A 12,838-nucleotide genomic window follows, 5' to 3' on the forward strand; every position below is an offset into this window, starting at 1 on the left:
CAAGGTGCTCCTATTTCGTGACGTCCGGGTCTTGCATGACTTTGAGGGTAGAGGACTCCGGATCAAATTCATCTTCCTCCAGCTCTATGAACGCCTCCGGCAGGAAAATGTTCAGCAAGATTGCACAGAACGCGCCCACGGTGATCGGCGACTCGAAGATGTTGTGCAGCGCCTTGGGCAATTCACGCAGCACTTCGGGCACGGCGGCAACGCCCAGGCCCATGCCAAGGGAAATCGCCACAATCAGCACATTGCGCCGGTGCAGCCCGGCTTCGGCGAGGATCTTGATGCCGGCCACGGCCACCGTGCCGAACATGATCAGCGTCGCGCCGCCCAGCACCGGCTTGGGCATCAGTTGCAGCACCGCGCCGATCATCGGGAACAGGCCCAGCAACACCAGGAGCCCGGCGATAAAGTACGCCACATAGCGGCTGGCCACGCCGGTCAACTGGATCACGCCGTTGTTCTGGGCGAAGGTCACCATCGGCAGGCTGTTGAACGTGGCGGCCATCGCCGAGTTGAGGCCGTCGGCCAGCAGCCCGGATTTGATGCGCTTGATGTACAACGGGCCCTTGACCGGCTGTTGGGAAATCATCGAGTTGGCGGTCAGATCACCGGCCGCTTCCAGGGTGAAATCAGGAAGATCACCGCCACCGGCACAAACGCCACCCAGTCGAACGAAAAACCGTACTTGAACGGCACCGGCACGCTGATCAGCGGTACCTGCGGCAATGCCGCCAGTTCCACGCGCCCCAACAGCCAGGCCACCACAAAGCCCAGGGTCAGGCCGATTACGATCGAACCCAGGCGCAGGAACGGGTTGTTGAAGCGGTTGAGCACCACGATGGTCAGCAGCACCAGGCCCGCCAGGCCCATGTTGCCGGCTGCGCCGAGGTCGCTGGCGCCAAAGCCGCCGGCCATGTCGGTGACCGCTACCTTGATCAGCGACAAACCCATCAGGGTAATGATGGTGCCGGTCACCACCGGGGTGATCAGTTTGCGCAGCTTGCCAATGAACTGGCTGAGCACCACTTCGATAAACGCCGCGAAAAAGCAGATGCCGAATATCGTCGAGAGGATCTCATCGGTACCGCCGCCCCGGGCCTTGACCATGAAGCCGGCGCTGAGGATCACGCTGATAAACGAAAAACTGGTGCCCTGCAGGCACAGCAATCCCGAGCCGATCGGGCCGAACTTGCGCGCCTGCACAAAGGTGCCGAGCCCCGACACGAACAGCGCCATGCTCACCAGGTACGGCACTTCGCTTTGCAGGCCAAGTACGCCGCCGACAATCAGGGTAGGCGTGATGATCCCGACGAAACTGGCCAGCACATGCTGCAACGCGGCAAAGATCGCCGCGCTGAAGTGCGGGCGGTCTTCAAGGCCGTAGATCAGCTCGGATTTATAGCGGGGGCGCGGGGCTTGAGCGTCAGACAAGGTGAGGGCTCGGGTCAGAAAAGGGAGGCGCAGGATGCCAGAAACCGCCTATCGTCAGAAGTGTAAAAAAATATTTATGAATGCCCTGCATAAAACCCCTGAGCCAGCCGATAGCTCTTACAGGCCCACCGATCAGCAATCACAGTGGTGACCAAGGTCTGAGCGGTGCGTTGACACCGATTGATCGTTTCGCGGCAGGGATGCACGCAAACATTACTTTTGAGAATTCTCTTATGTCACTTCGCCATCTGAATATTGCTCCGCGCGCTTCTCTCGGTTTCGCATTTATTGCGTTGTTAGTGGTGGTGCTGGGGGTGTTTGCGGTCAACCGCATGACGTTGATTCGCGAGGCGTCGATGGCGATGAGCGCCAACCAACTGCCCAGCGTGACGAACCTGGGCACGATGATGGAGAACGTGCTGCGCATGCGCATCCTGTCGTTTCGCGTACTGGTCAACCGCGAACCGGCCGGGTTGCAGGAGGCTGAAACCCGCATAGGCGTGCTGACTGACAAGGTGAAGACCGCCCAGGCCGCGTACTCCGCGCTGCCTGCCGGGCCGGAAGAAGCGGCGCTGTTCAAGGTCTTTGGCGTCACGCTGGAGAACTATTTGAAGGCTCAGAGTGAGATGCTCGCCCTGTCCAGGCAAGGCAAGGTCGATGAGATGCGTGCGCTGATCAACAGCCGCATCAAGGAAGGCACCGACCAGATGGGCGAGCAATTGAACAAGCTGATCGCCATCAACGCTGCCGGCGCCAAGGCAGCCGACGCCGATGCCGGCCATGGGTACGACGTCGCGATCACCGGCGTAATCATCGTATCGGTGGCTGCCGCGTTGCTCACCGTGTTGCTGGCCTGGTTGCTGACCCGCAGCATCGTCACGCCGTTGCGCAAAGCGGTGGCAGTGGCTGAAACTATCGCCGCCGGCAACCTCAGCAACGTCATTGAAGATGATGGCAAGGATGAGCCCGCGCGCTTGATCGGTGCCTTGGCCGCGATGCAGGCCAACCTGCGCCAGACCATCCGGCACATCGCCGGTTCGGCCACGCAACTGGCCTCTGCCGCCGAAGAGCTGAGCGCGGTCACCGAAGAAGCCTCCAAAGGCTTGCAGCAGCAGAACAATGAAATCGACCAGGCCGCCACGGCGGTCAACGAGATGACCGCGGCGGTGGAAGAAGTGGCGCGCAATGCGGTGTCCACCTCCGAGGCGTCGGGCCAATCGAACCTGGCGGCGCGCGAAGGCCGTGATCGGGTGGTGGAAACGGTCGGCGCGATCCAGACCATGACCCAGGATGTGCAAAATACCGCCGCGATGATCGAGGGCCTGGCCACGCAAGGTCGTGACATCGGCAAGGTGCTGGATGTGATCCGCGCGATTGCCGAGCAGACCAACCTGCTGGCCCTTAACGCCGCCATCGAAGCGGCCCGCGCCGGTGAGGCCGGACGCGGTTTCGCGGTGGTGGCGGACGAAGTACGCGCCCTGGCCCACCGTACCGCGCAGTCGACCCAGGAGATCGAAAAAATGGTCGCCGGCATTCAGAACGGCACCGGTGAAGCCGTGCAATCGATGCAGCAGAGCAACCAGCGCACCCAGAACACCCTGGAAATGGCCCGCGCCGCTGGCGTGGCGCTGGAGCAGATCACCCAGTCGATCAGCCTGATCAACGAACGCAACCTGGTGATCGCCAGCGCTTCGGAAGAACAGGCCCAGGTGTCTCGCGAAGTGGACCGCAACCTGGTCAACATCCGCGACCTGGCCACGCAGTCGGCGGCGGGCGCCAACCAGACCAGCGCGGCCAGCCATGAGCTGTCGCGCCTCGCGGTGGACTTGAATGCGATGGTGGCCAGGTTTGTGATCTGACCCTTTGCAATGCAGCCAAAGGTGGGAGGGGCAAACCCCTCCCACATTGTGGTGGTTCAGGTATTACGGTTTCCAGGCTGCGAGGTTCACCAGGTTTTTCGGTTTTTCGCCGGCTAACGCCGCCAGCAGATTATCCACCGCGCACCGGGCCATCGCCTCTCGGGTCTCATGGGTCGCCGAACCGATATGCGGCGTCGCCACCACGTTGTTCAAACGCAGCAACGGCGAGCCGTGATCCAGCGGTTCCTTCTCGAACACATCCAGCCCCGCTGCGCGAATTACGCGGTGTTGCAACGCCTCGACCAGCGCGGCTTCATCCACCACTTTGCCGCGCGAGATATTGATAAAGATCGTCTCCGGGCCCATCCGCGCGAATTCCTCGGCGCCAATCAGCTTCTCGGTTTCAGCGGTGAGCGGCAGGGTCAGGCAGACAAAATCGGCTTCTTCAAGCAATGCCTGCAAGCTGCGGTACTGCGCGCCAAAGCGTTGTTCTACCTGTGGCTTGGGCGAATGGCTGTGGTAGATCACCGGCATGCCGAAGCCAAAGTGCCCGCGCTGGGCCAGGGCTTCGCCGATGCGGCCCATGCCGATGATGCCCAGGGTCTTGCCATGCACATCGCTGCCGAAGTGCGCCGGGCCGATGTTCTTGTTCCATTGGCCGGCGCGCACCATGTCGGCCAGCTCGACCACGCGTCGAGCGGTGGCCAGGATCAGCGCAAAACCGGTGTCGGCGGTGGTTTCGGTGAGCACGTCCGGGGTATTGCTCAGCAGGATGCCGCGCCCGGTCAGGTAGTCGATGTCGTAGTTGTCGACGCCCACGGACACGCTGGCCACCGCTTCCAACTGCGGCGCCAGGTCAAGTAATTGCGCATCCAGGCGCAGGCTGGCGCCCAACAAACCATGGGCGCCGGGCAGGGCGTCGCGCAGTTTGGCCAGGCCGCCGGCATCGAGTGCCTCGATCAGCGTGACCTCGGCGTGTTCGTGCAGGCGGGCCATCAGCGGCGCGGAGAGCGTTTTGTACAACACCACAGACTTTTTCATGAGGTCTTTACCTTCAACTCCAGAGTGGGGGCCGGCGAGCGGTCGCTGGCGCCGGGCTTGAGGAACATCGTCAGCACCACCGACAGCATCAACGCGCCGCTCATCAGCAGGTACGAAGCGCCGGGTGAGCCGGTGCTGCTGTTGAGGTAACCCACCAGGTACGAGCCGCCGAACGAGCCGAGCGCGCCCATGCTGTTGATCAGCGCCATGGCGCCACCGGCGACGTTGGCCGGCAGGATTTCCGGCACGATGGCGAAGAACGGCCCATAAGGCGCGTACATGCACGCCCCGGCAATCACCAGCAGGGTGTAGGACCACCAGAAATGTTCTGCACCGAGCACGTAGGACGCGTAGAACGCAATCGAGGCGATCAGCAGCGGCGGCCACACAAAGCGTTTGCGCTTTTGCAGCTTGTCCGAACCCCAGCTCACCACCAGCATGCCGATCACGGCCGCCAGGTAAGGCAGCGCCGAGAGCCAGCCGGCTTCGACCATGTCCATCTTCAAGCCGACCTTGAGAATCGACGGCAGCCACAATACAAAGCCGTACACGCCGATGCTCCAGCAGAAAAATTGCAAGGCCAGGATGATCACCTTGGGCGAGCGGAACGCTTCGCCATAGTTCTTGACTGCCTTGATGCCTACCTGTTCGGCGGCGAGGGCGGTTTCCAGTGACTGTTTCTCGGCGTCGCTCAGCCATTTGGCGTCTTTTGGCCGCTCATCGGCCAGGCGCCACCAGATAAACGCCCACAACACCGCCGGCAAACCTTCGATGATAAACATCCAGCGCCAGCTGTAATGCTGCACCAGGTAGCCCGACACCACCGACATCCACAGCATGGTCACCGGGTTGCCGAGGATCAGGAAGGTGTTGGCGCGCGAACGTTCGGCACGGGTGAACCAGTGGCACAGGTACACCAGCATCGCCGGCATCACCGCCGCCTCGACCACCCCGAGCATGAAGCGAATGGCGATCAGCATGTAGGCGTTGGACACCACGCCGGTCAGGGTGGCCAGGCTGCCCCAGAGGATCAGGCTGACGAAAATCAGCTTTTTGACGCTGCGCTTTTGCGCGTAGATCGCCCCCGGCACCTGGAAGAAAAAGTAGCCGAGAAAGAACAGCGCGCCGAGCAACGAGGACATGCCCGGCGTGATCATCAGGTCTTCGGCCATCCCGGAGGCGGCGGCAAACCCGTAGTTGGCACGGTCCAGGTACGCCAGGCTGTAAGTGATAAACACGATGGGCATGATGTACCACCAGCGGCGGGTGGCGAGTTTCACGGTTTCCATAAGAGTGCTCCTGAGCTTGTTGTAGTTGTGGCAACAGGGAATCGGTTATGCGACGGATCGGGTGGTCAGTTCGGCGCGGGTCGGCAGGCCTTCCATATCGCCACGGCTTTGCACGGCGCGGCTGCCGATCCAATTGCCGCGCCGCACCGCCTCGGGGAAGCTTGAGTTTTCCAGCAGGGCGCTGATCATGCCCACGGCAAACCCATCGCCGGCGCCGACGGTGTCCACCACCTTGTCTACGCGCACGGCGGCGACGAAGCCCTGGTCGAGGTGAGTGCGGTAGTAGGCGCCGTCGGCGCCGAGCTTGATGGCCACGGCTTCGGCGCCCTGGTCAAGGTAGAACGCGGCGATGTCGGCCGGGTCGTCAAAACCCGTGAGCAAACGGCCTTCGCCCAGGCCCGGCAATACCCAGTCGGCCAGGCCGGCGAGGGCGTTGATTTCGCGGATCATCTGCTGCTCGTTGGCCCACAGCGAAGGGCGCAGGTTGGGGTCGAACGAGACGCTGCGCCCGGCCTTGCGCATCTGCGTCATCAGCTCGCGGGACAGCTCCTGGGTGGCGGCGGACAAGGCTGGCGGAATGCCGGTGGCGTGCAGGTGGCGCGCTTGCAGCAGTGCAGGGCTGATGGCCGCGACAGACAAATGGCTGGCGGCGGAGCCTTTGCGAAAGTACTCCACTTGCGGGTCGGCGCCGGCTTCTTCGCGGGACTTGAGCTGAAAACCCGTGGGGTGCAGCGGGTCGACGGCCACGTGGCGGCAATCCAGCCCTTCTTGCGTGAGCGTATCGACCACAAAGCGCCCCAGGGAATCATTGCCCACCCGGCTCAGCCAGGCGACCTTGAAACCCAGGCGCGACAAACCAATCGCAACGTTGCTGTCGGCGCCGGCAATGCGTTTATCAAACTGCGCCACGTGGGCCAGGTCGCCGGTCTGCTCGGCCACGAACATCGCCATGGTTTCGCCAAACGAAAGGATATCGATCTCAGACATGGGCATTCTCCCCATGGGGTTGGCCAAGGCGGGCGAGGGTGGCGACCTGTCGCGCGGTGACGTCGACCAGGTCGTCGCCTTGCAGTGGGAATTCCACCGCGCGGGTAATTCCTTGGGCCATGTGCTTGAGCAGTTGTTCCCACAGATGCAGGTCGGTGGCGCCGGGCGGCAGCGCCACCAGCTTGCCGTCCGGGCGGCGCGCCACGGCCTTGCAATGCAGGTAGTCGACATGCCGGCCCAACAGGCGCGCAGCGGTGATGGCGGACTGGTCCTGCCACTGCCAGTTGCCGATATCGAAGGTCATTTTTACCGGCAGGCCCAGGCGTTCGACTTCGCTGAAGAAACGCTGCATCGGTTCGATGCGCCCGCCGTGCAGGGTCTGGTCGTTTTCCACCAGCAACTGCACCGGGTGGCGGTTGAGCAACGCGTGCAGGCTGCCCAGGTCGTTGGTGTCGGTGAAGTAACCCAGGGAGACTTTCAGCCAGCGCGCGCCGAAGGCCCCGGCGCGATCCAGGGTGGCGGCGAGCTCGGCGTTCGGCTGGGCACGGCCGGCCACCCACAGCTCCAGCGGTGATGAGAACACGGCTTCCAGGCCCTGATCGGCCGCAGCCTGGGCCAGCTCAGTGGGTTGCTCGACGGTCAATAGCTCCTCACGCCATTCGATGCGCTGGGCACCGGCGCTGGCGAGCAACGGGACAAAACTCAACTGGCCTTGCTGGCGAACCAACTCGGCGCCGTAGCTGGAAAGGCTGATGGAGACGGGGTATTTGTGCATTGTTGTTTACCTCTGAAACCGGTTTCATTTTTGTGCAAAAAATTTAAATGGGCTGAGTCGAGCCGCGAATCATCAGCTCCGGTAAAAAATCCAGGGTGCGTGTCGGCGCAGTGTCGCCGCGCAAGCGCTTGAGCAGGCAGGCGAAGGCGCTGGCGCCAATCGCCTCGGTGGGCTGGGCGAGGGCGGTGATGCCGGTGCCCACCAGCGGGTACCAATCCAGGTCATCCAGGGCGATCAGGCCGACGTCGGCAAACAGCTCAACGCCCAAGGCTTTGAGCGCGCGGGTGCAGGCCAGGGCGGCGACGCCGTTGGCGCAGAACAACGCCTTGGCGCCGGGTTTTGCGAGAAAAGCCTGCAGATGAATAGGCAGCGCGTCATCCAGTTCCAACACCGCGCCGCTCAAGCCTTGGCGCGCGGCGATTTCAGCCTTGAAGCTGGCCAGGCGCTCCAGGCGTGAGCTGGTGCCATCGGTGGCTTCGCTCACCAGTAACACCTCGCGATAACCTTGTTGCTCAAGATGTTCCACCGCCATGCGCACCGCCGCCGGGTTGTCCAGCCCCACCAGGTCGCTGTGCAGCGGCTCGACCTTGCGGTCCACCAGCACCAGCGGCATTTCCCGTTGCAGTTCCAGCAATTGGTCGAGGTGGTGGCCGAGCGTGTTCACGATCAGCCCTTCGATGTTGTACGACCGCAGCGCGGCGAGGTGCTGGGACTCCTGCGCGTCATCGCGGTCGGTGTTGCACACCACCAGGCTGTAGCCGTGTTGGCGGCAGGCGGTTTCGACGCCGTGCATCACGGCAATGGAATAGGGGTTGCGGATGTCGGCCACGAGCATGCCGATCAGGCGGGTGCGCCCGCGTTTCAAACCACGGGCCATCTGGTTGGGGCGGTAGCCAAGTTCGCTGATGGCCTGTTCGATGCGCAGGGCGATGGCGTCAGAGAGCAATGCACGGTCATCCCCGATGAAGCGCGACACGCTGGCCTTGGATACGCCGGCGCGCTCGGCCACATCAAGCATCGTCACACGGCTGCGCTGGGCGGCAGAAAAAGTGGTCACGTTGGCAGGCCTTTCTTATTGGAAGTTGTGAAGCGTTGAAACCGGTTTCAGGAAACCGCAACAACCTGAAAACGTCAAGTGTATTTGCGTGAAAACGTGGAAATCGCCGGTGCCCTCGCCCGACGAACGGCAGCGTCACCTGTCAACTTTGACAGTATCGGTAGAGCGGCATTGGGTATTCACTCTGTTTTAACGCAGTTCGTAATAGTGACTCACCGACGCGGCGGGAAAATCATGGACACGACTTCAACGGGTAATGCGATTAACACTAACGACACACCGACGCTTCCGGCACTTGAAGTTGTCAACTTGCAGCCAGACGGATTGCTTCCCGTAAAATATTTGTTTTCGGACTTGGAGATTCAAATAACGACTCCTTGGTCGCAGCTGCCTCCTAGTGGTACGAGTGATTGGATTACGTTCGTTTGGGACGTTAAGGGAGCCGCCGGTGATGAATTTCTAACCGTGGAGTTGAAGGGGCCGATTACGGACGCTGATTTTCCTTACTCAATATTCATTTCTTCAGATTACTTTCAAACTAGCGCGACAGTTGAGATTTTTTATCGTATCAGAAACGAGTTTTCAGACAGCCAAGTGTACGAGACTTCATTTACCCGCACTATCATTATCGATAAAAATCCACCGGGTGCTGGTCAGGTCCTGAATCCCGCAAAGTTTCTGATTAATCCGATTACCGAGTCCGCCTTAAGCAACCAACTGTCGGTGGAAGTGGAAGTGCCGGGCGATTACCTAGATCGCAAGACGGGAGACACCGTGTTATGTTTTTTGAGAGGCAGTGACACGCCACCCACAGGACTGGACATTCACAGGCAAGCCTTTGCCCCCATCAGTGGGCCAATGATTGTGAATATTCCAGTAGCGGAGATTCGGAAGTTTGCCGGCTTCCCCATACTTTATTTATTTTATAAGTTACGGGACCGCGCCGGTAATACTTCTGGCAATTCGCTAGTTGGCTATGTACCAATTGATTTGACCGCGCCGCCAGCCAATTTGTCGATGCCTGAGGTGCCGGCGTATGACTCGGATCTGCTGGTTAATCGGGCAGATGCACGCGCTGTTGTTTCGGTCAGGGTGCGTCAGTATGACAACGCCATGCCTGATGACCAGTGTGTGGTTGAGTGGGACGGTAGCTTGCTTCCTGCCGTGCCTGTCAACACGTTGCCTCTCACGGTTCCCGTGCCGTGGAGTGTATTAATTGCCAAGGGCGCGAACCTGCGCCGGATCATTGACTTACCGGTGCGTTACTACATTCGCCGTGCAGGGGATACGGGCCAAGGCGTGCGTTCCCGACCTAAACAGGTGACGGTGGACATGACGATCGCAGGCCAGGAAAACCCGCTGGCGCCCGCATTGCTGAACAGTCAATTGGCCTTGGTTAACATACAGGGCCAGGTTTCCAACGTTCCCAATGTCCTGGATAGCCGCGATTCCGTTGGGCCGGTGAGAGCTTACTTCACGTTGTTCGATAAACCGGTTGAGGGTCAGAAAGTAAATCTTTTCTGGCCAGGCCAGGCGGCACCCGTTGCGACTTATACCGTGAAGCTCAATGATCAAGCAGGGGCGGTTGTTGAATTTGATAATCCGATTCCCTGGCCGGTGATCCAAGCCGCCGGCAGCAATTCGACAACGTTGGTGTATTACCAAACAGATAATGGCGTCAATCAACAGTCGTCGCCTGACCAAATAGTTGCGGTCAACCTTATTACGCCTGTTGTTTACTCAAAACCGAGTTTTCCTCAGTCGTTTCTACACTCAAGCAGATTTCTTAATTGTGATACTCAACCACCTATTTGGCAGGTGGTGAACGTGGTGGTCAATCCGGCGCCGAATGTATTGAAGCCAGGGGATCTGGTGGTGCTGACATGGCAGGGGTTTCGGAGATATCTAAATGAAGATGCCATTCTCTCGACGGCTCATACCATGAGTCATGTATGGCAAGCAGGTGAAACATCTCATACGTTCCAGATAACGGACTATGAAAACCTGATCAAGCCGTTACGTGATTATTCCGCAGGGTCGGCAAAATACTCTGTGGTGCGAAATGGTGTTGAGATAGGGTATTCAGATACCAAATATGTGCCAATTGACCGCAAGAATGGAGCAGGGGGCTTTTGTGGGCCATCGGGTACCGGGTCTGAATAAAAGTATTCCTCGGTGTATTGAACGTCCGGGCGGTAACCGGAGTTGTGTGTGTTATGCGTGTCGTATGTAAATGCGTTGACAAGTAGTTTGTATGAAAAAACCGAACTCTCTTTGAATGTATGTATTTGCTCGATGAGCAGAGCATGCCGGTGATAATGGAGAACATGAAATGATAGATAAAATTTCTACAAAGGCGGTAATTATTGGCGGCTCGCCTACCTTGGAAGTTATCGAGGTCCAAGATGTAATTGATACTGCCATAGGCCTTGTTTCAAGGGCGGCGGCGACTAGCAGCCTGAGGCTGTTATGCCCTTCCGGCGACTTTTCAGAGGACGGTGATTGGATCGAAATTTTCTCGCGAGACCCGGACAGTTCACTACCCGACGCCTGGACCAGAATATTTGGTCCCAAACAGTTTTTCGGTGCGACCGCAGGCGGCAATATTTCTGTAGTGATTGATGCACCGGCAGGCTCGGGCGGATTTCCGCATGGTAAAAGACGGCTCCGTCATCAATTGTTTGTTAACGACTTTGCGGACCCGAGCATTCCAGGCAGCGTGGACAGACCCTCTGACGTGGGGGAGTACTCGCCAGAAGTGAAGGTGGAGTTCGACCAATATACTGCCTATGAAAGCATCGGCAATAAGGTGCGGCCACCCGCACCGCAATACACGGGGTCATTGCCGGCGGGTGCTCCGGTTACGGCTGCTCACCTCGCCACGGCGGGCGGTCTGCCATTTAGCATTCCCGACAACGCTTATGCGATTGAAAGCGGGAAGTGGCATCCGGGCGATGTCATCCGCTTTTACTGGACCAAAGGCGATACGGCGCTGGACGCGGAAGAAGTTGGAGGGCTCGTTCCACCACGGCCGATGCTGCAAACCGGTAACGTCTTTACATTGCCTGCAAGTGCTATCACCCAAAGTGGTGAATACAAGCTTATTTATACAATCAGTGACCGGATGGACCGGCCCGGCTTGCCATCAGTGGCTTCCAGGCCTTTCACCGTAGCGTTGGCGCCGGCACCAGAGAATCTACAGCCGATCATTATTGACCAGGCCCCGGACCTTATTGATAACTTGCTCAATATTGCCGACCTTACCCCAGGCCCTACGGGAAGCCTTGCAGCCTACACAAACTTCGACCTGACCAAAGACCAATATCAGATCATATGGGGCGGGCAGCCAGCGAGCCAGTGGTTCCCTGTTACCCAGTTCCCCATCACGCTCAATCAAGCCCTCCTGACCCCACTGGCCCTGGCTGACTACGGGACGACAAAAGGGCCGAAACCGACCGCTGTGAAATATAACCTGCGCCGAGACGGTGAGGTTATCGACGGCCCGACCACAACGATCAATGTGGATTTCAGTGTCACAGGGCCGGACAACCCCGGAACACCCGGCAGCCCGAACACCAGACTGCTCCCTGTGAAGATTTTTGGTCAGGGGTCGACTGAGCTCAACACGCTGAGATTTCCGCACGCCGGCAACCCTGTCACTGCTGAGGTTGAGTTATGGGTCGGCGCTGACGTGCCGGCACCTGGCATGTGGATTCACCTGGTATGGAGCGACGGCAGTTTAGTGGCTCCTCCCTTTGAAATTACCACTCAAGCAGAAGGCGCAATCGTCAGGTGGGAATTCCCTTGGAGCTATGTAGCTGCGGCAGGGAACGGCATTAAAAATGTCCATTATTTCATTGCATCAACGCCTGTCCCAACGGCGGCCGATAACCGCAATCGTTCGCCGGATACACCGGTCGAGGTTATAGACGCCGTGACGTCTACGCTGGTAGCGCCTCGATATTTGGGGGTCCGGGGAACAGGGCTAACTGAACAATGGAACTGCGATTCGTTAAGGGTCCTTCCGTTGACGACGCCAAACACGTTTGTAGGACAGATCTTTGTGCCGGCGGATACGAGGATGGCCGAGGGTCAACAATTGAAGCTGGAGCTGCGGTTGTTCCGACCTCGTACCGGCACTCCGATTGACGACCGCAAGCAGACTTACAGCGTGACTGTCACAAGAGTCATCAAGGACAACGGTCATACCTTCAATATACCGTTCAGTTTTCTTAAAGAAGCTCGCCTCGGGCGCGCGGAGGCGGTTGTCACGGTGGCGTTGGACGACGGCACTACCGGGCGCGGTGAGGCCGCCGTCAACATACGTACGACGCTGTCGACGAGTTATTGCGACTTGTCTCCAGTTGTCGGTCCTTAGGGCTTGTTAGTCAGA

General features: G+C 59.3%; 8 protein-coding genes and 1 pseudogene. 3 read left to right on the forward strand and 6 right to left on the reverse strand.

What is annotated here, in order from left to right; genetic code table 11:
* Positions 1-10: 10 nt before the first annotated feature.
* Positions 11-1,437 (reverse strand): annotated as a pseudogene (locus tag AB4O23_RS16625) (nucleobase:cation symporter-2 family protein).
* A gap of 233 nt (positions 1,438-1,670) precedes the next feature.
* On the opposite strand from AB4O23_RS16625, the gene AB4O23_RS16630 reads away from it, so the two are divergent.
* Positions 1,671-3,296, forward strand: a complete 1,626-nt coding sequence (locus AB4O23_RS16630) for a methyl-accepting chemotaxis protein (RefSeq protein ID WP_065878908.1) — start codon at positions 1,671-1,673, stop codon at positions 3,294-3,296.
* Between the two features lie 63 nt (positions 3,297-3,359).
* Here the strand turns inward: AB4O23_RS16630 and AB4O23_RS16635 are convergent, their stop codons facing one another.
* From AB4O23_RS16635 to AB4O23_RS16655, 5 genes are read right to left on the reverse strand one after another with little or no spacing between them, the layout of a single operon-like run.
* Entirely contained in the window at positions 3,360-4,337 is a 978-nt protein-coding gene (locus tag AB4O23_RS16635) for a 2-hydroxyacid dehydrogenase (protein ID WP_065878911.1), read from the reverse strand.
* Positions 4,334-5,626 carry an MFS transporter gene (locus AB4O23_RS16640; protein ID WP_460089167.1) on the reverse strand — a complete coding sequence of 431 codons (1,293 nt, stop codon included), beginning with the start codon at positions 5,624-5,626 and terminating at the stop codon, positions 4,334-4,336. Before AB4O23_RS16640 ends, AB4O23_RS16635 begins: the two co-directional genes overlap by 4 nt.
* A gap of 45 nt (positions 5,627-5,671) precedes the next feature.
* Positions 5,672-6,613, reverse strand: a complete 942-nt coding sequence (locus AB4O23_RS16645) for a sugar kinase (protein WP_065878913.1) — start codon at positions 6,611-6,613, stop codon at positions 5,672-5,674.
* Positions 6,606-7,388: a sugar phosphate isomerase/epimerase family protein gene (locus AB4O23_RS16650; RefSeq protein ID WP_217855087.1), complete on the reverse strand. Its 783-nt coding sequence runs from the start codon at positions 7,386-7,388 to the stop codon at positions 6,606-6,608. Before AB4O23_RS16650 ends, AB4O23_RS16645 begins: the two co-directional genes overlap by 8 nt.
* A 43-nt stretch (positions 7,389-7,431) precedes the next feature.
* Positions 7,432-8,445, reverse strand: a complete 1,014-nt coding sequence (locus AB4O23_RS16655) for a LacI family DNA-binding transcriptional regulator (RefSeq protein WP_068936601.1) — start codon at positions 8,443-8,445, stop codon at positions 7,432-7,434.
* 234 nt (positions 8,446-8,679) lie between these two features.
* On the opposite strand from AB4O23_RS16655, the gene AB4O23_RS16660 reads away from it, so the two are divergent.
* Together AB4O23_RS16660 and AB4O23_RS16665 are read left to right on the forward strand one after the other, a co-directional pair.
* Entirely contained in the window at positions 8,680-10,608 is a 1,929-nt protein-coding gene (locus tag AB4O23_RS16660; protein WP_217855085.1) for a hypothetical protein, read from the forward strand.
* Positions 10,609-10,777: 169 nt separating this feature from the next.
* The gene (locus AB4O23_RS16665) at positions 10,778-12,823 is read left to right on the forward strand and encodes a hypothetical protein (RefSeq protein WP_460060023.1); all 2,046 of its coding nucleotides are present in this window, start codon (positions 10,778-10,780) and stop codon (positions 12,821-12,823) included.
* Positions 12,824-12,838 lie beyond the last annotated feature (15 nt).

This window comes from Pseudomonas sp. H2_A10, assembly GCF_054680085.1.

What these genes read in the sequence shown, in the direction of transcription:
- AB4O23_RS16635 (WP_065878911.1), bottom strand. Translation starts at nt 4,337, where the DNA reads ATGAAAAAGTCTGTGGTGTTGTACAAAACGCTCTCCGCGCCGCTGATG.
- AB4O23_RS16650 (WP_217855087.1), bottom strand. Translation starts at nt 7,388, where the DNA reads ATGCACAAATACCCCGTCTCCATCAGCCTTTCCAGCTACGGCGCCGAG.
- AB4O23_RS16630 (WP_065878908.1), top strand. Translation starts at nt 1,671, where the DNA reads ATGTCACTTCGCCATCTGAATATTGCTCCGCGCGCTTCTCTCGGTTTC.
- AB4O23_RS16645 (WP_065878913.1), bottom strand. Translation starts at nt 6,613, where the DNA reads ATGTCTGAGATCGATATCCTTTCGTTTGGCGAAACCATGGCGATGTTC.
- AB4O23_RS16660 (WP_217855085.1), top strand. Translation starts at nt 8,680, where the DNA reads ATGGACACGACTTCAACGGGTAATGCGATTAACACTAACGACACACCG.
- AB4O23_RS16640 (WP_460089167.1), bottom strand. Translation starts at nt 5,626, where the DNA reads ATGGAAACCGTGAAACTCGCCACCCGCCGCTGGTGGTACATCATGCCC.
- AB4O23_RS16665 (WP_460060023.1), top strand. Translation starts at nt 10,778, where the DNA reads ATGATAGATAAAATTTCTACAAAGGCGGTAATTATTGGCGGCTCGCCT.